Genomic DNA, 20772 nt, shown 5'->3' on the forward strand with positions numbered 1-20772 from the left:
GTGACCAAGGTGATTATTATGCCTTGATCTGATCACTACATATTCTATAAGTTCAATTTATAATGATCTTGCCGTGAATATTTAATAAGTAATGGTCATTACTATTTTTTAACTGGGCGTTTCCAACCATCTAAATTGCGTTGCTTGCCACGTGCTACGGCTAACTGATCATCCGCGACGGTATTGGTAATAACAGAACCTGCACCTACAGTTGCTGTAGCACCAATATTTACAGGAGCAACCAGTGATGAGTTAGAGCCAATAAAGGCATTATCGCCAATAATGGTTTTCGCTTTATTCACACCATCGTAGTTACAGGTAATCGTGCCTGCGCCAATATTCACTTTCTCGCCAATTTCAGCATCACCTAAGTAACTTAAGTGGTTTGCTTTAGAGCCTTTACCTAAACGGGTTTTTTTCATTTCGACAAAGTTGCCAATGTGAGAGTCTTCTTCCATTATTGCACCTGGGCGAAGGCGGGCGTATGGACCGAGTGTACATTTAGCCGCAACTGATGCATCTTCAATCAATGTATTGGCTTTAATAACAACATTATCGCCGATGCTACAGTTTTTAAGTACGCAGTTAGGGCCAATTTGTACGTTATTACCAAGCGTTACTGTACCTTCAAAAATAACGTTGATATCGATGAGGACGTCTTCACCTGTTTTAATGTCGCCACGTACATCTATGCGTGCAGGGTCGGCAAGAGTTGCACCATTTAGCATCAGCTCTTCTGCTTGCCATGCTTGATAAGCACGCTCAAGGCCTGCAAGTTGTACACGGTTATTTGCACCTTCAACTTCCATTGGATGATCAGGCTGTGCTGATGTAATTTCCACCCCTTCACTATGCGCCATTGCAACTATATCTGTGAGGTAGTATTCGCCTTGAGCATTATTGTTAGATAGGTTACCTAACCATGTTTTTAAAAGCTTACCATTAACCGCCATAATGCCGGTGTTTACTTCGTTAATAAGTAACTGCTCAGCATTGGCATCTTTTTGCTCAACAATCCCCACTAACTTACCATCAACACGTAGCATGCGCCCGTAGCCATTTGGATTTGCTAAATTAACGGTTAATACTGCTAAACCATTTTTAGGTGTCGCTGCTAATAAGCGCTCAAGTGTAGATTGCTTAGTTAAAGGTACGTCACCGTATAAAACCAGTACAGTGTCGTCGTCGTTAATATGAGGGTTTGCTTGTGCCACTGCGTGGCCTGTGCCTAGTTGCTCAGCTTGTAGCACCCAGTTTACGTTATTATCGGCTAATTGTTGTTGTAATAGTTCGCCGCCATGACCATAAACTAAGTTAGTCGATATAGCACCTAGCGCATTGGCATTATCGATAACGTGTTGCACCATAGGTTTACCTGCCACTTTATGCAGTACCTTAGGTAGAGCAGAGCGCATACGAGTACCTTTACCCGCTGCAAGAATTACTGTTGTTAGAGCCATTAAAACAATTTCCTTTTTCCGTTGTTTTAGCTTGATAGAATAAGTGTGCTGCAAAGTAGATTACGTAAGTCACATCATGTGCAAATACTCAGTAGGCTAAGCAATGACTACTGAATCTTAACTTAAGCAAAGTAACACCTAATAGAATAGGGTTATTGTAACGAGGATCTTGCGTAGATATAAGTAATAATGAAGAGATATTAGCCATAACGATTAATTTATTTACAAATAGCCACAGGATTTATCATCAAGCACAAAAAAGCCCACATAAAGTGGGCTTTTAAAAACCAGATAGGCTTACTTTTTACGTAATTGCTGAATAATGCGTAGCTGAGCAATTGCTTCAGCTAGTTGCATTGCTGCTTGATTGTAATCAAGTTCAGCAGATGCGCCTTTTGCCATTTGGGCTTCAGCGTCACGCTTAGCTTGCTCTGCAGCTTTTTCGTCTAGGTCTTCACCACGAACAGCTGTATCAGCAAGTACGGTCACTATGTTCGGTTGAACTTCTAGTGTACCGCCAGCAATATAGATGAGTTCTTCTTCACCAAATTGCTTAACTAAACGTACCATACCAGGTTTAAGGGCAGTTAGTAGTGGGGCGTGACCGGCGTTAACACCTAACTCACCTTCACTACCAGATACTTGAATAGATTCTACTAAACCAGAAAATAATTTCTCTTCAGCACTTACTACATCAAGATGTACAGTCATAGCTGCCATACTACCCTCCTAATTACATGCTTTTGGCTTTTTCTTGAGCTTCTTCGATAGAGCCAACCATGTAGAACGCTTGCTCTGGCATATCATCAAACTCACCGTTTAAGATACCTTTGAAGCCTGCAATTGTGTCTTTAAGTGAAACGTATTTACCTGGCGCACCTGTAAATACCTCTGCCACGAAGAATGGCTGAGATAGGAAACGCTGGATTTTACGTGCACGAGATACAAGTTGCTTATCTTCGTCAGAAAGCTCGTCCATACCTAGAATCGCGATGATGTCTTTAAGCTCTTTGTAACGCTGAAGAACTGTTTGAACGCCGCGCGCTATACCGTAGTGCTCTTCACCGATTACTTGTGGATCAAGCTGACGTGAAGATGAATCAAGAGGGTCTACCGCTGGGTAGATACCTAGTGATGCGATATCACGTGAAAGTACCACTGTTGCATCTAAGTGAGCAAACGTTGTTGCTGGAGATGGATCCGTTAAATCATCCGCAGGTACGTATACCGCTTGGATTGAAGTAATTGAACCAGTCTTAGTAGATGCGATACGCTCTTGAAGTACACCCATTTCTTCAGCAAGTGTAGGCTGGTAACCTACCGCTGATGGCATACGACCAAGAAGTGCTGATACTTCTGTACCCGCAAGTGTGTAACGGTAGATGTTATCTACGAAGAAAAGTACGTCGCGACCTTCGTCACGGAACTTCTCAGCCATAGTAAGACCTGTTAACGCTACGCGTAAACGGTTACCCGGTGGCTCGTTCATCTGACCGTATACAAGCGATACTTTATCAAGTACGTTTGAATCGTTCATTTCATGGTAGAAATCGTTACCCTCACGAGTACGCTCACCAACACCTGCGAATACTGAGTAGCCGCTGTGCTCGATTGCGATGTTACGGATAAGTTCCATCATGTTTACGGTTTTACCAACACCGGCACCACCGAATAAACCAACTTTACCACCTTTAGCGAATGGACATACAAGGTCGATTACCTTGATACCCGTTTCTAAAAGTTCTACTGAGCTTGATTGCTCTTCGTAAGTAGGTGCTGCACGGTGGATAGACATACGCTCGTCTTCACCGATTGGACCTGCTTCATCAATTGGCTCACCAAGTACATTCATGATACGACCTAGGGTCTTAGTACCAACTGGAACTTGAATTGCTTCGCCTGTGTTTGCTACTGCAGCACCACGACGTAAACCGTCTGTAGTACCTAGTGCGATAGTACGTACCACACCGCCACCTAGCTGCTGTTGAACTTCTAAAGTCAAACCAGCTAAATCGCCATCTGTTACTTTTAGCGCGTCATATACGGCTGGCACGCTGTCTTGTGGAAATTCGATATCCACAACGGCGCCGATAATTTGGACGACCTTACCTAAACTCATGTCTATTCCTCTCGTTAATCTTTGCCTGAAGCATTAAACTGCTGCTGAACCAGAACAAATCTCACTAATTTCTTGTGTGATTGCTGCTTGGCGAGCTTTGTTATATACAAGCTGTAACTCATCCATAAGGTCACCGGCATTATCAGTTGCAGCTTTCATTGCAACCATGCGGGCAGCCTGTTCAGAGGCAGCGTTTTCAACTACACCTTGGTATACCTGAGACTCAATGAAACGTACTAACAAAGACTCTAAAATAGCCTCTGGATTTGGTTCATATAAGTAATCCCACGCATGTGTAGATACTTCTTCTTCAGCTTTTGGCAAAGGGAGTAACTGATCTACTATTGGCTCTTGCTTCATGGTATTAACAAAGTTGTTATATACCAGGAATAAACGGTCAATTTTACCTTCAGAGAATGCATCTAGCATTATTTTTACTGGACCAATTACGTCCTGTACTGAAGGCTTATCTCCAAGACCTGCTTTTTTAGCAAGTACTTGACCACCAAAACGTTGAAAGAAGCCAGCTGCTTTACTACCTAAAGTAGCAAAATCAGCATCTACGCCTTTTTCTTTCCACGCTTTAATCTCTAATGCGACTTTTTTAAACTCGTTTGAGTTTAAACCGCCACACAGACCACGGTCAGTAGAGATAACAATATAACCAACTCGTTTTACTTCACGTTCTTCTAAGAACGGGTGAGTAAAATCAAGATTTGCTTGAGCAACACGACCAATCACTTTACGTAATTTTTCAGCGTATGGACGGCTTGAAGCCACTCGTTCTTGCGCCTTTTTCATTTTAGACGCAGCAACCATTTCCATTGCGCTAGTGATCTTTTGAGTGTTTTTAATACTGCCGATCTTGCTTTTAATCTCTTTTCCGCTGGCCATGACTCTCTCTCCGAATCAAGGTGTGCTTTAAGATATAAAGCACACCATTAATAACTAAATTACCAAGTTTGCGTAGACTTGAACTTCTCTAGAAGTTCTTTAAGCTGCGCTTCGATCTCGGCGTTGTAGTTACCAGTTTCATTGATTTGAGCCATAAGCTCTGCGTATGTGCTATTTGCGTAAGAAAGTAAAGCCGCTTCGAAATCCATAATTTTAGCGATTTCGATGTCTTTTAAGTAACCTTTCTCAGCTGCGAATAACGACAAAGACATTTCAGCAACAGACATTGGCGCGTACTGTTTCTGCTTCATTAGCTCTGTTACACGCTCACCATGCTCAAGTTGAGCACGAGTAGCATCATCAAGGTCAGACGCGAACTGCGAGAACGCAGCTAATTCACGGTACTGAGCTAGGGCTAGACGGATACCGCCACCTAGTTTCTTAACGATTTTAGTTTGTGCAGCACCACCAACACGCGATACCGAGATACCAGCATTTACTGCCGGACGGATACCTGAGTTGAATAAGTCAGTTTCTAAGAAGATCTGACCATCGGTGATAGAGATAACGTTTGTCGGTACGAACGCAGAAACGTCGCCGCCTTGAGTTTCAATGATAGGCAATGCCGTCAATGAACCTGTTTTACCTTTCACTTCACCGTTAGTGAATTTTTCAACGTAATCAGTATTTACACGTGATGCACGCTCTAAAAGACGCGAGTGAAGGTAGAATACGTCACCTGGGTATGCTTCACGGCCTGGTGGACGCTTAAGTAGCAATGAGATTTGACGGTAAGCAACAGCTTGCTTAGATAAATCATCATATACGATTAATGCGTTTTCACCACGGTCACGGAAGTATTCACCCATAGTACAGCCCGAGAACGGAGCTAAGTACTGAAGTGCCGCAGATTCAGAAGCAGATGCTACAACTACGATAGTATTTGCAAGTGCACCGTGCTCCTCTAATTTACGTACTACGTTAGCAATAGTAGATGCTTTTTGACCAACCGCTACGTACACACACTTAACGCCTGTGTCTTTTTGGTTGATGATTGCATCGATTGCTAGTGCAGTTTTACCTGTTTGGCGGTCACCGATAACAAGCTCACGCTGACCACGACCAACTGGGATCATAGCATCGATAGATTTGTAACCAGTTTGCACTGGCTCATCTACTGATTGACGCTCGATTACACCTGGTGCAATTTTTTCTACAGGTTCAAACCCGTCGTTATCTAAAGCGCCTTTACCATCGATAGGAGCACCTAGTGTGTTTACAACACGACCAAGTAGACCCGCACCAACAGGAACTTCTAAAATACGACCAGTTGTGTATACTTTTACGCCTTCTGTAAGGTCAGCGTAAGGACCCATTACTACTGCACCAATTGAGTCGCGCTCAAGGTTTAGTGCGATAGCATAACGGTTGCCAGGAAGCTCAATCATCTCACCTTGCATACAGTCAGCTAGACCGTGGATGCGAATGATACCGTCAGTAACAGATACAATTGTACCTTCGTTACGAGCTTCACTTACAACTTCGAACTTCTCAATACGTTGTTTGATCAGATCTGAAATTTCAGTGGAATTAAGTTGCATGCTCTTTTTCCCAATTACGATTGTAGTGTTGTGGCTAAGCGATTTAATTTACCGCGTAAAGAGCCGTCAATTACAGTGTCACCCGCCTTGATAATAAGGCCGCCAACAACTGTAGCGTCTTCACTACAATTCAGCTTAACTTTGCGTGCGAAACGTTTTTCAAGTGCCGCTACCAATGATTCTTGCTGCGCTGCAGCAAGAGGCGTTGCCGAAATCACGTCAATATCGATTTCTTTGTCATAGTCTGCTTTTAAAGCAGAAAATAAATGAGCAACTTCAGGTAGTGCAATCAAACGTCCATTTTCAGCCATCACCTTAACTAGGTTCTGACCTTGTTCGTTGAGCTGCTCACCACATAAGTTAATAAATAACCCAGCTTGTGCAGTAGCAGTAGGCAATCCAGCTAAAATGGTTGATGCCTGTTCATTGCTGGCAACGTGGCCAGCAAAGAACAACATGTCATTCCAACTTTCAATGGTGCCTTTTTCAACGGCAAGTTCAAAAGCCGCTTTAGCGTATGGGCGAGCGATAGTAGTCAATTCAGACATGCTCATACCCTCCTAATTACAGCTCAGCGACAAGTTTTTCAACGATGTCACTATGTGCGGCTTGATTGATTTCGCGCTCTAAAATTCTTTCTGCGCCAACCACAGCCAGAGTTGCTACTTTCTTACGTAGCTCTTCTGTCACACGGTTACGCTCTGATTCAATTTCAGAGTGCCCTTGAGCAATAATTTTTTCACGCTCTTGCTGACCACGAACAGTTTCTTCGTCAACAATTAGCACGGCACGCTTTTTAGCTTGTTCAATGATATCAGCCGCTTGAGCCTTTGCATCTTTAAGCTGTTCTGCAGCTTTGTGTTGCGCAAGTTCTAAGTCTTTTTCGGCTCTATCAGAGGCAGCTAAACCATCTTCGATTTTCTTCTGGCGAGCTTCAATTGCACCGTTTAGTGGTGGCCATACGTATTTCATACAAAATAATACGAACACCGTAAACGCAATTAATTCACCGATAAGAGTGGCGTTTAAGTTCACAACCGCTCCTCCTTAAATAGTAAGCTGTTCAAAAAATAAAATTAAAGTACGAACAACAATACCATCGCGATACCAACACCAATCATTGCTACAGCATCGATTAGACCAGCAAGGATAAACATTTTAACTTGTAGCGATGGTGCAAGCTCAGGTTGACGCGCACATGCTTCAAGGAATTTACCGCCCATGTTACCAAAACCGATTGCTGTACCGATTGCACCGAAGCCGATAAGTAAAGCTACTGCGATGTACTTAAGACCTAATACTAGTTCCATTTTTTTCTCCAAAGTTTCAATTGTAATTAAAAGTAAAAATTAAAAGTTATAAATTAGTGATTATCCGAACTTGCCATGCTTAGGTATACGATTGTAAGCATCATAAATACGAATGCTTGCAATACAATTACCAAGATATGGAATACAGCCCACACAAAGTGCAACGGTAGTTGCATTAAACCTATTGCACCGATAAGGATGAAGATTAACTCACCTGCATATAAGTTACCGAACAAACGCAGTGCCAGTGAAAACGGCTTAGAAACCAATGCGATAAGCTCTAGTAATAGGTTGAATGGGATTAAAAGAATCTGCATAGCTGTATTGTTTGAACTAAACGGATGAAGTGTTAGTTCTTTAATAAAACCGCCGATACCCTTTATTTTTATTGAGTAACCAATCATTAGAATGAACACGCCCAGCGCAAGTGCTGCTGTCATGTTGATATCTGTAGTTGGTACAATTTTCATGTATACGTCGTGTGAATCCATACCAAACGCAGTTTCGCCAACAAATCCGGCAAATGCTGGTAGGAAGTCAACTGGGATTAAATCCATTAAGTTCATTAAGAATATCCACACGAATATTGTTAATGCTAATGGTGCAATTAGCTTACTTTTACCGTGGAAGGTATCGCGTACGTTGTCGCCAACGAACTCAACAACCATTTCAATGAAACACTGAAATTTCCCAGGTACACCCAGAGTTGATTTTTTTGCGGCACTACGGAAGATCCATAAAAATATTAGACCTAGTCCGATAGACCATGCGAGGGTATCTACATGCCATGTCCAGAAGCCACTATCCGTACATGCTTTATTGAAGGCAAGACCAGCGTCGGTCGAGCACATCTTAGCATTGGTTAAGTGGTGCTGAATATGGCTAGATAGAGTAACTTCTTCTGCAGCCATGTTATATCCCAAAAGTTAATGTTTAAAAAAAACGGGTGTAAACAATCCTGTAAACAACACCAACACATAAGCACAAAAGAAAGGTAATAAAACTACCGGATAAAGCTTTAGCATTAGTGCAAACAAAACGATTGTTAGCATAAATTTTAATCCGTTGCCGCGTTTCAACGAGGCATACGCTTGATTTGCTCGACTTGCACCCATATATCTGAATGCATAAAGCGCAAATACAAAGTTAGGAAGTACTGCGACAGCGCCACCAGCTAATGCTGAAAGTGCGGCATTGGTTTCCCAACCTATAAAAATTATTAGTGCAGCTAAAAGGGCTACAAATCCCTGAAGGCAAATTAATTTTAATGCGGCAAGCCTATACGGGCCTGCTAACTTATTAGTCACTTTTAATTAACCTTTATGACGCTCTAATTGTCAGGGTATGAAAACTGGCGAAATTATACTTAATCCTGCCAGTTTTGCAACTTGAGTAGGTGCTTTGTAACACAAAATCGCTGTAAATGTCCCTTTTTAGACATCCAATGAATTAATGGTGGGAATAGTCTTGATTGATACGGTTTAAAATACCGTCTAACTCGTCAAGATTAGTGTAAGAAATAACCAACTTCCCTTTGCCTTTTTTGTTGTAATTTATTTCTACTTTTGCCCCTAGGTTATCAGCAAGTTGTTGCTCTAACTGTTTAACATCTGGGTCTTTTTCTATTACTTCTTTTGCTGGAGCAGGCTCTAGAATAGAGCGCACTAGCTTTTCAGTTTCGCGAACGGTCAATGCTTTCGCAACAGCTAAACGGGCAGCATCCGATTGCACTTCGCCTTCAAGTGCTAATAAGCAACGAGCGTGACCCATTTCAATGTCACCATGCTCTAACAATATCTTTACATCGTTATTAAGATTATTTAAGCGTAATAAGTTAGTCACGGTCGTACGCGATTTACCCACCGCATCAGCCACTTGTTGATGCGTTAACTCAAACTCATTAAGCAAGCGATTAAGCGCTATCGCTTCTTCCATGGCGTTTAAGTCTTCACGCTGAATATTTTCAATTAGGGCAATAGCAACGGCCGCTTCATCGGGTACATCTTTAATAATACACGGTACAAACTCAAGCTTGGCAATTTGAGCAGCGCGCCAACGACGTTCACCGGCAATAATTTCATAACTGTTATGCGCAACTGGACGCACAACAATCGGTTGAATTATCCCTTGTGAACGAATTGAACTGGCGAGTTCTTCAAGTGCCTCTTCAGACATGTCTTTACGAGGTTGGTATTTCCCTGAGTGTAAAAACTCGATGGGTAGTTTTTGTAATTCACTGTTGCTAGGCTGTGCCGCATTTTCAACTGCGTTTGTTACATTGGCGCTGTCGTGTTCCTTGCTTTCGCTTGGTGCAGGTTTAGATGAACTTAAAAGTGCATCGAGTCCTCGGCCTAAACCTCGTTTTTTAGCAGACATGTTATTTTTTTACCTCAAAGTTAGGCGACAACGGGAGTAGTTTTTTCTTTTCTGCGTAGCATTTCACCCGCGAGAGCTAAATACGCTTTCGCACCACTTGATGCTCGATCGTAGTACATTGCCGGTGCGCCAAAACTTGGGGCTTCTGCAAGTCGAACATTACGTGGGATCACCGTACGGTATACTTTATCGCCAAAATGTTGTTTTAATTGTTCTGATACATCATTTGCTAATCGATTACGCGGATCGTACATAGTACGAAGTATGCCTTCAATCTGTAAGTTAGGATTAACTAACTTAGCAAGTTGCGTAATCGTGTCCATTAATGCGGTTAATCCTTCCAATGCATAATATTCACATTGCATAGGGACTAAAATAGAATCGGCAGCGGCCATGGCATTAACGGTTAACATATTTAAAGAAGGTGGGCAGTCTATAAAAATAAACTCGTACTGATCCTGAATTTTTTCAAGTGCATTGCGTAAGCGTACTTCGCGAGCAAATAATTCCATCAATTTAACTTCTGCAGCGGTCACATCGCCGTTTGCAGCAATCATATGATACTCGCCTGAGGTTTCTTTAATAATCACCTCATCAATAGGCTTATCTTCTATGAGTAAATCATAGATAGTAGGGACGTCACCATATTTGTCGACGCCACTGCCCATGGTCGCATTGCCTTGCGGGTCGAGATCTATTAACAGCACTTTACGCTTCGTTGCAGCCATAGATGCAGCGAGATTAACGGCAGTGGTCGTTTTACCTACTCCACCTTTTTGATTTGCTAATGCAATGACTTTTGCCACAGTGTCTCTGATCCCTAGTCTTTAGAAAGAATTATTAAATGTCGTTGTGCATCTAAATCGGGTACTTCTAATGCAATTTTTTGCTCAAACTTAACACCAGCAGGAAGTGAGTCTAATTCCTCACTTGGAAATACCCCTTTAAGTGCAATGAACTTACCTGAATGATCAATTAAGTGCGAGCACCAGTCAATCATATCTTGTAACGATGCAAATGCACGACTTAGTACGCCATCTAATTTAACACTTGGTTGATATTCTTCAACTCTTGACTGCACAGGGGTCACATTATCAAGGCCAAGCTCATGTTTAACATGCATTAAAAAACGTACACGTTTACCTAAACTATCTAATAATACAAACTGCGTATCGGGTAAGGCAATAGCTAACACTATGCCCGGTAAACCAGGACCTGTGCCAACATCAATATAATGATGACCGGTCAAGTGAGGCGCAACAACTAAGCTATCCATTATATGTTTAACCATCATTTCTTGAGGTAAACGTACTGAGGTTAAATTATAGGCTTTATTCCACTTATCGAGTAATTCGACATAGCGAACAAGTTGTTGCTGTTGTTTTTGTGTTAGCGCAATATCAGTTTGCGCTAACAAAGTTGTTAATTGTTGCTGTAACACAATGTACCTTTACCGTTACGCAGTTTTGCGCAACAAGCCTTGCTTCTTCAGATACACTAATAATAGCGAAATCGCCGCTGGGGTGATACCAGAAATACGCGAAGCTTGACCAATAGTGTCTGGACGAGCATCAATTAGCTTAGCAACAACCTCATTTGATAAACCAGAGACGGTTTTATAATCAAACTCTTTTGGTAAAATTGTTTCTTCATGACGAAGCTGCTTATTAATCTCATCTTGCTGGCGTGCAATGTAACCTGCGTACTTAGTATGAATTTCAACCTGCTCTAAGGCGGCCTTATTGGTAAACTCAGATCCGAGTCCTTCAATGGCCATCAAGTCGTTATAACGCACTTCAGGTCGGCGTAATAATTCTTCTAAGCTGGCTTCACGCACAAGTGGCGTTTTAAGTAATTCATTTACTTGATCAACAACCGCATGATCTTTATGGATCCAGGTGTCTTTAATACGCTGTTTCTCTTTAGCGATCACTTCCATTTTTTCGTTGAATGCTTGCCAACGTTCATCATTAACTAAACCTAATTCACGGCCTTTTTCAGTTAAACGTATATCAGCGTTATCTTCACGTAGTAACAAACGGTATTCAGCACGGCTAGTAAACATGCGGTATGGTTCTTTTGTACCCAGTGTTGCTAGGTCGTCAATTAGTACGCCAACATAGGCTTCATCACGACGTGGTGTCCACGACTCTTTGCCTTGCACTTGTAATGCCGCATTCATACCGGCGATCAGACCTTGTGCGCCCGCTTCTTCGTAACCGGTCGTACCATTAATCTGACCAGCAAAAAATAAACCATCAATAAATTTAGTTTCTAATGATTGTTTTAAGTCGCGCGGATCAAAAAAGTCATATTCAATAGCGTAGCCAGGACGACAAATATGTGCATTTTCAAATCCGGTGATCGATTGCACAATTTCTAACTGCACATCGAACGGTAAGCTGGTTGAAATACCGTTAGGATATAACTCGTATGACATTAAGCCTTCTGGCTCTACAAATATCTGGTGCTTATCTTTATCAGCAAAACGGACAATTTTATCTTCAATAGACGGACAGTAACGTGGGCCTATTCCTTCGATAACACCTGAGTACATAGGTGAGCGATGTAAGTTTTTGCGAATAACATCATGTGTTTTTTCATTGGTGTAAGTGATGTAACACGGAATTTGTTGTGGGTGGTCGCTTTGTTTACCCATAAATGAGAATACCGGTGTTGGTGCATCACCTGGTTGTTCTTGCATTTTAGAAAAATCAACAGTGCGTGCATCAATACGTGGTGGTGTGCCTGTTTTTAAACGATCCACTCTAAATGGAAGTTCGCGTAAACGATCAGCCAATGCAATTGAAGGTGGATCGCCTGCACGGCCACCTTTAAAGTTTTCAAGACCGATATGAATTTGGCCACCTAAGAATGTGCCTACGGTTAGTACTACACTAGGAGCACTGAAACGCAGACCCATTTGGGTAACGACACCTGTTACACGGTTGTTTTCAACGATAAGATCATCACATGATTGTTGAAAAATCTTTAAGTTTTCTTGGTTTTGAAGTGTGTTCTGAATAGCCGCTTTGTACAAAGCACGATCCGCTTGAGCACGAGTAGCTCGTACAGCAGGGCCTTTAGAAGAATTAAGCGTACGGAATTGGATCCCGCCTTTGTCAATAGCCTGAGCCATTGCGCCACCAAGAGCATCAATTTCTTTAACTAAGTGGCCTTTGCCAATGCCACCAATCGCTGGGTTACAAGACATTTGACCAAGGGTATCCATATTGTGAGTCAGCAGCAGGGTATTCATCCCCATACGGGCAGCTGCCAATGCGGCTTCAGTGCCAGCATGTCCACCACCTACTACGATAACGTCAAAATTTTCGTGAAAAATCATTAATGGGATCCTACTTAAATCAAACCAGTAAACTTCAAAAGGGAGCGTATTCTACCTAGAAATTAGCAGAAGATAAATGATTAAACAGTGCTCAAGATCTAAGTAAGTGATCTCTAATAATATAAAGGATCTTTTAAAGAGATCTTTTAATACTATTACTACTACTGATCAGCTTTTCTGTTGATAAGCTTTAGATCATGATTAAAAACATATAATTAGATCGGATCTAAAGGTGTTAATATGATCGGATCTTCAGGCAAATAAGCTCTGATCAAAACAGGCTGTTATACACAGGCCGATCAAGTCTCGATCTTATCCCATGGATAAGCATGGTTAAAAAAGCAGTTTAATCAGTGTTTATCCACAAAATATTTTAAATTTTTAGTAAATTGTGGGTAACTTTATTTATAACTTTTTACTTGATCTTTCTATTTTAGACCTGTTTTTGCTATCCACGAGTCTAACCAAGCTAAGGCCGTATCTTCTGGAAGTGCTTCATCAAGAATATTCAGTTCTAACCGCGGTGCTAACTGTATCGCGCCTTTTTGGCTTAAAAGCGTATCTATATTACGCCCTGCAAGGTTATACGTGTCATAACTGGTATCACCTAAAGCGATGACCGTGTACTTTAAGTGCGATAAATCATCAACTTGAGATAACTCATCAACAAAGTTAATAAGGTTTTCTGGGTAATCACCCGCACCATAGGTTGATGTACAAATTAACCAAATGGTATTTTGCTGATCTATTTCACTAAATTCAGGTTGATCATGTAGTTGGGTATTAATACCTTGGCTATTAAGCGCATCGCTTAGTTGCTCGGCAACGTATTCTGCGGATCCCATTTGACTACCAACGATAAGATTTACTGAACTCATGAATATTTGTGATCACTATTAGTTTTAATTGCCGCCTATGATAGCCCAGTGAGTATAACAGTAAAGTTAAGAGTGCTATTTTGTATAACTATTTTTGTACTTATTTAAGCCTTCACTTAAATGTGCTGCTTAACTACCTGATAATTAAAGGTTTAACAAAATATCTTTAAATGTAATCTTCTGATCAAGTTGTTGATAAGGTTGGGGAAAGCTCTGCTTAACTATCAATTAAAGTTGCAATTTTATTGCTAAGTCATTGATTTTATATTTAGTATTTGCCACCAGCGATTGAAAATAAACGTATAGATGCTTGTTGATCTTAATGTGGATATAAAGCTTGTTGATAACCTTAAATTGGGATCGAAAATAATTTTAAAAAATGATCTATTTAGTCAGATCAGGTTAAATAACCATTATTATTTTTTATAAACAGCCCTTTTTTAATTAAATACAGCTTATTTCCCCATTTTAAAGACGTTTAATTCCTCGCTGAAGCAAAAAAACACGCAATTGTGGATAACTGATCTGCAAAAAAATAAATTTGAGTGATCTAAAGTGAATATTTAACTGAATTTTGCTGGTGGTGTAGACGAACAAAACGTATTTTTTAGTTACGTTTTGTTTTTATGACTTGATAATTCCCCCTATTCAAACATGGATAACCAATGCTATAGCTTCAGTTTTAGAGTGTTTAATAAGCATAACTACAGCTATTTTGTTCTATAAATGAAAACGTTCTAGCCGCTATTAGCTGTGATTATTAGCGCTGTTACATCTTTTATGTACATTATTAAAGGCAATTGAGACTGATATAGGTGTAGATTTAACTGTATTTTTAGTCTGTTTGGTTTTTAAAGTGGATTATTAAAGCACAGCTAGGTGAGTTGTTATTGTAAATATTAGGCATGAAAAAGAGCGCCTAAGCGCCCTTAATAAATTATATCGTTACTTATTAATTCGACTATTTACCGATACAGAACGAGCTAAATATTTTGCCAAGTAGATCATCTGAGGTAAATTCACCAGTTATTTCGTTAAGATACTGCTGCGTTAAACGTAGTTCTTCAGCCAAAATCTCACCTGCCACATGCATTTCTAATTGTGTTTTACCGGTATCTAAGTGGTAGGCTGCATGCTCAAGGGCATCTAAGTGACGACGACGCGCCATAAATCCACCCTCTGTGGCACCATCAAAACCAATACAGGCTTTTAAGTGCTCACGCACTAGTTCTATGCCGTCAGCATTCTTAGCGCTTAAACTGATGACCGGATATTGTTGCTCTTGATCCATACCGACTACATCACCTGATAAATCGGCTTTGTTTCTGATCACAGTCACGCCCATACCTTGGGGTAACTTAGCCATAAATTCTGGCCAAATAGCATGAGGGTCGGTATCGGCTGTATCTGTACCATCAAGCATAAATAAAACGCGATCGGCTTGGTTTATTTCATCCCATGCACGCTCAATACCTATTTGTTCAACGCGATCTGGGCTTTCACGCAGGCCTGCGGTGTCGATTATATGTAGTGGCATACCATCTATATGTATGTGCTCACGAAGTACATCGCGGGTGGTGCCGGCTATTTCTGTTACGATTGCCGCTTCTCGTCCTGCTAATGCATTAAGTAAGCTTGATTTACCTGCATTAGGACGACCTGCAATAACGACACGCATACCTTCGCGCATTATGCTGCCTTGTTTGGCTTGATTAGTAACCGCATTGAGTTGCTCAATAATGGCATTCAAATCCCCGCCGACTTTTCCGTCTGATAAAAAATCGATTTCTTCATCAGGAAAATCAATAGCTGCTTCTACATACATACGTAAGTGAATGACTTTTTCAACTAGGGTTTCTATGTGCTTAGAGAATTGACCTTGAAGTGACTGTAGGGCGCTTTTGGCCGCTTGTTCACTGGTTGCATTTATTAAATCTGCAATAGCTTCAGCTTGAGTTAAATCAAGCTTGTCGTTCATAAAGGCACGCTCAGAGAATTCACCAGGCTTTGCTAAACGTACACCGTCTATTTTACTTATTTCTTTAAGTAGCATATCAAGGACAACAGGGCCACCATGGCCTTGAAGTTCGAGTACGTCTTCACCGGTAAATGAGTGTGGGCCGGCAAAGTAAATTGCAATACCTTGATCAAGCTGATCCCCTGCAAGGTTATTAAAAGGCACGTAGTCGGCAAAGCGAACTTTAGGTATTTTACCTACTATTTTCTCAGCGACTTGCTTTGCTAGGCTGCCTGAAACACGAATAATACCAACCCCACCACGTCCTGGTGCGGTTGCTTGTGCTGCGATAGTGTCTTGATTAATCATGCGTTTGAAATTGCCAATATGAAAGTGAATGCTGGTTTGTATTGTAACCTATGGCTTTATTTCATGCGAATAGCTGTATGTAAAAATGCGTCAGCAGATACATTTTAAGCATTTCATTATTTAGTTTTAATTAATAACCAGTTATTAAAAATGATAACTATATTTATTAGCATGTGTATATTGTTTTTCTACGTACTTAAACTTTATGCGCTATTCTCCAGTTTTATTGGCTGTTCTAGTCAGTTTTTCAGGTTCTTCACTTGCTGAAAATCAAAATATTGAAAATGAAATAGAAACTATTGATGTTGTTGGCCGTGCTTTTTCTTTATACAGACCAACAGAATCCAGTTTTGGGACTCGCACAAATACCCCAATTGAGAAAATCCCGCAGTCCATTCAAATTCTTCCCCAAGCGTTAATTAACGATCAGGCTGCACGTCAAATTACCGATTTATATAGCAATATTGCAGGGGTTAACGCATTTAGTTATTCCGGGGTGACGTTTCGTGGTTTTCGCCAAGATGAGATCTTATACGATGGTGTAAAAGGCGACCCATTTAATGGTTTTGCTGTCCCACAGTTATTTAATATTGAACAAGTTGCCGTATTAAAAGGCCCTGCGGGCGCTATTTATGGTAGCGGAAACCCTGGCGGCATTATTAATTATGTAACTAAAAAGCCAAAGTTTACCGATGAGAACAGCATTGAAGTTGAAGTAGGTAATGATGACTTTTTCAGTGGGGCAATACAAAGTACTGGTACGCTAAGTGAATCGCTCGATAACCATGCGTACCGTGTTGGTTTATATCGTGATTCAGAAAATCCATTTCGTACTAATACCAGTAGCGATAACACCATTGTTGATCTTGGTTATACTTGGTTAATTAATAGTGCGACAGAGCTGACTACGCAATACACTTTTATTGAGCAAGAATTAGGTGGTGCACGTTTACGCGGTGTCCCCGCTGATGATAATGGCCAATTTATTACAGATATTAGCTGGAATCATAATGAAGCGACTGACTTTCAAAATTTTGAAGCTCATGTTTATCAAGCTACTTTAAAGCACGATATTAATGATGTTTGGCGAACGGATATTACGGCTCGTTATTTCGATAATAAAGAAGTGCAAAACTATCATGAACCGAAAGGGCTCGCAGATACAAACGACGATGGTGTGCTTGATTGGAGTGATCGAGAGTTTCGTGATCAAGTTCGTGAGAATGAAGGTTTTAGTTTAACGGCTAATGCGGTCGCGGAGTTTGTATTGGCTGATATGCAACATCAAGTATTACTGGGTAGTGATTGGTATGAGCATAGCTTTGAAAGTGTATATCGTACGGCAAAGCAACAGAGTCAAGGTGGGCCTGTACCTGGGCTTGATCTTTACAATCCTGAGTACGGGCTTACAGCGGCTGATGATTATAATTTAGATAGCATAACACCACGGTTAGGTCGAACGAATAGCACTCGTTTTGGTGCTTATGTTCAAGATCAGCTCGATATTACCACTAATTGGAGTATCACCGCAGGGTTAAGATATGATCGCTTTGAAGATAAAGACGAGTTAAATCAAACTGAGTTTTCAGATAGTGATGTGACTTATCGTGTGGGTACAACTTGTTGTTTGTTTATCTGGTACACTTGCGACGCTAAGTCATGAAATTGAATACCTGACAGACAGTAAGTATCGTGCGTTAACGTCCTCTTCAATCACCAACTATCAAGCCATTGAAAATACCCTCAACAAGCATTATTCAGGTGCACAAGTGTTGTATCTTCAGCGCCATAAGCAAGAGTACTTGGCTTTGGAAGTTGCACTAAAAATAGATGACGCATTTCGGTTTATTTATTTAGATGCAGCCACAGGGCATGTGTTAGGTGAGGGTGAATGGGCACGTGCTTCACGGTTTTTACGTAACTGGCACATGTATTTATCCATGGGCTGGATAGGTAAGCTAATTGTTACAAGCTTAAGTATTTTATTGGTTATTCTGCTGGTTTCGAGTTTTTATGTGTATCGTCGCTGGTGGCAGGGCTTTTTTAAAAAGCCTGCCCAGCTAGTTTTAGATAAACGTAATGGCTGGTCTAATTGGCATAAGTTTCTTGGGTTATGGAGTATGTGGTTTATGGCTATCATAGCCATAACAGGTCTGTGGTACCTTATTGAACATGGTTTGCAAACAGCGAAAATAAAGCATTATATTGCACCACCAGTCGCTGTTAGTGAATTTAAAAAACAAATACCCACTGTTAATGCAACACCAATAAGCTTAACTCAGGCTTATAACGCTGCGAAGCAGGCATTTCCGACGCTTGATATTCGCTATATACGTTATGGTAATAAAAAGAATCAACCTATTGAAGTACGTGGCTATAACGATGATATTTTACTTCGTTTACGCGCCAATCGTGTGTATTTACAGCCAACGACAGGTACAGTATTAGCAGTACAAAAAGGAGAGGATTTACCGCTTATTCCTCGTATTAAAGATACTGCCGATCCTTTGCATTTTGGTAACTTTGCAGGCCTCGGCACTAAACTTATTTGGGCGCTATTCGGCGGTTTTATGAGTTTTGTTAGTGCTGTTGGCATATATATGAGTTGGCTCAGAGTAAAGCGTAAAAAAACTGTTTTTGAGTGGTTAGGCATATCAGGTTACGTGGCGATAGGTTTAGCTATTTTCTCTCTGACAATAACGGGTGTGAGCTTTAGTGAGCGCAGTGTACCAAAGTCACTTTATTCGCCTATTCTTAGTGAGTAAATTTCAGATATTAAAAAAGGCGACCGAGGTCGCCTTTTTTGTAGGTAAGGGGAGTTAGCCCCTTACTTTAATACCTTTCTTTTCCATGCCACGGTAGATGATTAACATCTGGACAATAGAGATAAGGTTAGACACTAACCAGTAAAGTACTAAACCAGATGGGAACCATAAGAAGAACACAGAGAAGATAACCGGCATAAAGGTCATCATTTTTTGCTGCATTGGATCGGTAACCGTCATAGGTTGTAGTTTTTGCGTTATAAACATACTCGCACCAAATAAGATTGGTAATACGTAGTATGGGTCTTTCGCAGAAAGGTCAGTTAGCCAAAGTACAAATTCAGCGTGACGAAGTTCTGTAGACTCTAAGAATACATAGAACAAGGCTAAGAAGATTGGCATTTGTAGTAAAATAGGGAAACAGCCACCCATAGGGTTTACTTTTTCTTTACGGTACATTTCCATGGTCGCTTGGCCGAATTTTTGACGATCATCGCCATACTTTTCTTTTAGCGCTTTCATCTTAGGCTGTAATGCACGCATTTTAGCCATTGAGGTGTACTGTGCTTTAGTCAGTGGATACATTAATGTTTTAACGATAATAGTGATAGCAATAATTGCTACACCCCAGTTACCTAAAATGCTGTGTAACCATTTTAATAGTACAAATAACGGCTGAGAGATAAACCATAACCAACCGTAATCAACGGTTAAGTCTAGGTCAGTGTGAATCGCTTCAAGTTTATCTGACTCTTTAGGGCCCATGTAATAAGTTGCAGTAAGTACTTGCTCACTACCAGCTTGAACATTTACCGCTTCGTCTTTAACACCAATAATAGCTGCGTTACTTTTAGTGATTAAACTATAAAGTGTATTCGCTTGATCTTGCATTGGTACCCAAGCACTTACAAAGTAATGCTGAATAAATGCAACGTAACCACCTTGGGTATTAATGTTTAGGTTTTTATCGGCCATATCTGAAAAACTATATTTTTCGTATGGTTCCTCATCTGTACCGTATGCAGCCCCTAAATAGTTTTGATCAACCATGCTGCCTTTTTCTTGTACGGTACGCTTTATTTGTGTGTAAAGCTGTACTTGTACAGGCGCGCTGGTGGTGTTGTTAACTTTATATTCTAAGCCAACATCATACTGACCCTTTTTGAATACATAAGTCTTAGTAAAGCTTACACCGTTGCTGTCGGTAAATTGCAGTGGAACGCGAAGCTCATCACCTGTTAAGGTGTAAGAGGTTTGCTCTGATTGGTAAGTAGGACGACCATTTGCAGATGCATCTGGGCCATTTAAACCTATTAAACCACTTTGTGAAAAGTATTGTTTACCATCAAACTCACCAAGTAGCATGTAAGGAACATCACTGCCTTTGGTTTCTTTATAATTAATTAAGTCGGTTTCAACAATGTCACCGCCTTTGGTGTCAATTTTAACTTTGAACACGTCAGTTGTAATATCAATGACTGAGCGTTTAGCTAAAGTAGTTGAAGCAGGTAAACCAGAGTCTGATGAAGCTGGAACATAATCATCTGATTCCGGTGAGTTTGCTTTTAGTGTTTGTGTAGTGGCACTAGGATCGGCTTTTGGCGTGTTGTAGTCATTATTCCATTCTTGAAATAATAAAAACGACACTAGCATTAGGCCGATGAATAAAAACGTGCGTTGCGATTCCATAACAGCTC

Annotated in this window: 19 protein-coding genes; 2 read left to right on the forward strand and 17 right to left on the reverse strand. The window is 40.8% G+C overall.

The window, feature by feature from the left end; translation table 11 throughout:
- Window positions 1–101: 101 nt before the first annotated feature.
- From glmU to mnmE, 16 genes are all read right to left on the reverse strand, one after another.
- On the reverse strand, window positions 102–1460 hold the full coding sequence (gene glmU / locus AAEY57_RS11880) for a bifunctional UDP-N-acetylglucosamine diphosphorylase/glucosamine-1-phosphate N-acetyltransferase GlmU (protein WP_350607937.1): 1359 nt from the start codon (window positions 1458–1460) through the stop codon (window positions 102–104).
- A gap of 297 nt (window positions 1461–1757) precedes the next feature.
- Window positions 1758–2180: a F0F1 ATP synthase subunit epsilon gene (locus AAEY57_RS11885; RefSeq protein WP_008464176.1), complete on the reverse strand. Its 423-nt coding sequence runs from the start codon at window positions 2178–2180 to the stop codon at window positions 1758–1760.
- 13 nt (window positions 2181–2193) lie between these two features.
- Window positions 2194–3579: a F0F1 ATP synthase subunit beta gene (gene atpD, locus AAEY57_RS11890; RefSeq protein ID WP_008464175.1), complete on the reverse strand. Its 1386-nt coding sequence runs from the start codon at window positions 3577–3579 to the stop codon at window positions 2194–2196.
- Window positions 3580–3612: 33 nt separating this feature from the next.
- The gene (atpG, locus tag AAEY57_RS11895; RefSeq protein WP_008464174.1) at window positions 3613–4473 is read right to left on the reverse strand and encodes a F0F1 ATP synthase subunit gamma; all 861 of its coding nucleotides are present in this window, start codon (window positions 4471–4473) and stop codon (window positions 3613–3615) included.
- Between the two features lie 59 nt (window positions 4474–4532).
- Window positions 4533–6074, reverse strand: a complete 1542-nt coding sequence (gene atpA / locus AAEY57_RS11900; protein WP_013466263.1) for a F0F1 ATP synthase subunit alpha — start codon at window positions 6072–6074, stop codon at window positions 4533–4535.
- Between the two features lie 14 nt (window positions 6075–6088).
- Window positions 6089–6622: a F0F1 ATP synthase subunit delta gene (gene atpH, locus AAEY57_RS11905; RefSeq protein ID WP_350607938.1), complete on the reverse strand. Its 534-nt coding sequence runs from the start codon at window positions 6620–6622 to the stop codon at window positions 6089–6091.
- Window positions 6623–6638: 16 nt separating this feature from the next.
- Window positions 6639–7109, reverse strand: a complete 471-nt coding sequence (atpF, locus tag AAEY57_RS11910) for a F0F1 ATP synthase subunit B (RefSeq protein WP_013466265.1) — start codon at window positions 7107–7109, stop codon at window positions 6639–6641.
- Between the two features lie 41 nt (window positions 7110–7150).
- Entirely contained in the window at window positions 7151–7384 is a 234-nt protein-coding gene (gene atpE, locus AAEY57_RS11915; protein WP_004335261.1) for a F0F1 ATP synthase subunit C, read from the reverse strand.
- Between the two features lie 53 nt (window positions 7385–7437).
- A complete protein-coding gene (atpB, locus tag AAEY57_RS11920; protein ID WP_013466266.1) occupies window positions 7438–8295 on the reverse strand; it encodes a F0F1 ATP synthase subunit A in 858 nt (285 codons plus the stop codon).
- Between the two features lie 15 nt (window positions 8296–8310).
- Window positions 8311–8691: an ATP synthase subunit I gene (locus AAEY57_RS11925; protein WP_013466267.1), complete on the reverse strand. Its 381-nt coding sequence runs from the start codon at window positions 8689–8691 to the stop codon at window positions 8311–8313.
- A gap of 142 nt (window positions 8692–8833) precedes the next feature.
- Entirely contained in the window at window positions 8834–9760 is a 927-nt protein-coding gene (locus AAEY57_RS11930) for a ParB/RepB/Spo0J family partition protein (RefSeq protein WP_016900011.1), read from the reverse strand.
- A 20-nt stretch (window positions 9761–9780) separates the two neighbouring features.
- Window positions 9781–10566 carry a ParA family protein gene (locus AAEY57_RS11935; protein WP_008112117.1) on the reverse strand — a complete coding sequence of 262 codons (786 nt, stop codon included), beginning with the start codon at window positions 10564–10566 and terminating at the stop codon, window positions 9781–9783.
- Window positions 10567–10580: 14 nt separating this feature from the next.
- The gene (gene rsmG, locus AAEY57_RS11940) at window positions 10581–11201 is read right to left on the reverse strand and encodes a 16S rRNA (guanine(527)-N(7))-methyltransferase RsmG (protein ID WP_008464169.1); all 621 of its coding nucleotides are present in this window, start codon (window positions 11199–11201) and stop codon (window positions 10581–10583) included.
- Window positions 11202–11216: 15 nt separating this feature from the next.
- A complete protein-coding gene (gene mnmG, locus AAEY57_RS11945; RefSeq protein WP_350607939.1) occupies window positions 11217–13106 on the reverse strand; it encodes a tRNA uridine-5-carboxymethylaminomethyl(34) synthesis enzyme MnmG in 1890 nt (629 codons plus the stop codon).
- Window positions 13107–13534: 428 nt separating this feature from the next.
- Window positions 13535–13984, reverse strand: coding sequence for a flavodoxin domain-containing protein (locus tag AAEY57_RS11950; RefSeq protein ID WP_024601476.1), 450 nt, complete (start codon window positions 13982–13984; stop codon window positions 13535–13537).
- Window positions 13985–14945: 961 nt separating this feature from the next.
- On the reverse strand, window positions 14946–16310 hold the full coding sequence (gene mnmE / locus AAEY57_RS11955; RefSeq protein ID WP_013466273.1) for a tRNA uridine-5-carboxymethylaminomethyl(34) synthesis GTPase MnmE: 1365 nt from the start codon (window positions 16308–16310) through the stop codon (window positions 14946–14948).
- Window positions 16311–16515: 205 nt separating this feature from the next.
- Here mnmE and AAEY57_RS11960 point away from each other — a divergent pair, with 205 nt between their 5' ends.
- The gene (locus AAEY57_RS11960) at window positions 16516–17973 is read left to right on the forward strand and encodes a TonB-dependent siderophore receptor (RefSeq protein WP_350607940.1); all 1458 of its coding nucleotides are present in this window, start codon (window positions 16516–16518) and stop codon (window positions 17971–17973) included.
- The gene (locus AAEY57_RS11965; protein ID WP_350607941.1) at window positions 17918–19075 is read left to right on the forward strand and encodes a PepSY-associated TM helix domain-containing protein; all 1158 of its coding nucleotides are present in this window, start codon (window positions 17918–17920) and stop codon (window positions 19073–19075) included. Before AAEY57_RS11960 ends, AAEY57_RS11965 begins: the two co-directional genes overlap by 56 nt.
- Window positions 19076–19129: 54 nt before the next feature.
- Here the strand turns inward: AAEY57_RS11965 and yidC are convergent, their stop codons facing one another.
- On the reverse strand, window positions 19130–20764 hold the full coding sequence (gene yidC / locus AAEY57_RS11970) for a membrane protein insertase YidC (protein WP_016900028.1): 1635 nt from the start codon (window positions 20762–20764) through the stop codon (window positions 19130–19132).
- Window positions 20765–20772 lie beyond the last annotated feature (8 nt).

It is taken from the genome of Pseudoalteromonas sp. MER144-MNA-CIBAN-0113 (assembly GCF_040308965.1).
GTDB classification, from domain to species: domain Bacteria; phylum Pseudomonadota; class Gammaproteobacteria; order Enterobacterales; family Alteromonadaceae; genus Pseudoalteromonas; species Pseudoalteromonas tetraodonis.

What these genes read in the sequence shown, in the direction of transcription:
- yidC (WP_016900028.1), bottom strand. Translation starts at nt 20,764, where the DNA reads ATGGAATCGCAACGCACGTTTTTATTCATCGGCCTAATGCTAGTGTCG.
- atpD (WP_008464175.1), bottom strand. Translation starts at nt 3,579, where the DNA reads ATGAGTTTAGGTAAGGTCGTCCAAATTATCGGCGCCGTTGTGGATATC.
- atpE (WP_004335261.1), bottom strand. Translation starts at nt 7,384, where the DNA reads ATGGAACTAGTATTAGGTCTTAAGTACATCGCAGTAGCTTTACTTATC.
- mnmE (WP_013466273.1), bottom strand. Translation starts at nt 16,310, where the DNA reads ATGATTAATCAAGACACTATCGCAGCACAAGCAACCGCACCAGGACGT.
- AAEY57_RS11950 (WP_024601476.1), bottom strand. Translation starts at nt 13,984, where the DNA reads ATGAGTTCAGTAAATCTTATCGTTGGTAGTCAAATGGGATCCGCAGAA.
- glmU (WP_350607937.1), bottom strand. Translation starts at nt 1,460, where the DNA reads ATGGCTCTAACAACAGTAATTCTTGCAGCGGGTAAAGGTACTCGTATG.
- AAEY57_RS11930 (WP_016900011.1), bottom strand. Translation starts at nt 9,760, where the DNA reads ATGTCTGCTAAAAAACGAGGTTTAGGCCGAGGACTCGATGCACTTTTA.
- atpB (WP_013466266.1), bottom strand. Translation starts at nt 8,295, where the DNA reads ATGGCTGCAGAAGAAGTTACTCTATCTAGCCATATTCAGCACCACTTA.
- AAEY57_RS11885 (WP_008464176.1), bottom strand. Translation starts at nt 2,180, where the DNA reads ATGGCAGCTATGACTGTACATCTTGATGTAGTAAGTGCTGAAGAGAAA.
- atpG (WP_008464174.1), bottom strand. Translation starts at nt 4,473, where the DNA reads ATGGCCAGCGGAAAAGAGATTAAAAGCAAGATCGGCAGTATTAAAAAC.
- AAEY57_RS11960 (WP_350607940.1), top strand. Translation starts at nt 16,516, where the DNA reads ATGCGCTATTCTCCAGTTTTATTGGCTGTTCTAGTCAGTTTTTCAGGT.
- atpA (WP_013466263.1), bottom strand. Translation starts at nt 6,074, where the DNA reads ATGCAACTTAATTCCACTGAAATTTCAGATCTGATCAAACAACGTATT.
- atpH (WP_350607938.1), bottom strand. Translation starts at nt 6,622, where the DNA reads ATGTCTGAATTGACTACTATCGCTCGCCCATACGCTAAAGCGGCTTTT.
- mnmG (WP_350607939.1), bottom strand. Translation starts at nt 13,106, where the DNA reads ATGATTTTTCACGAAAATTTTGACGTTATCGTAGTAGGTGGTGGACAT.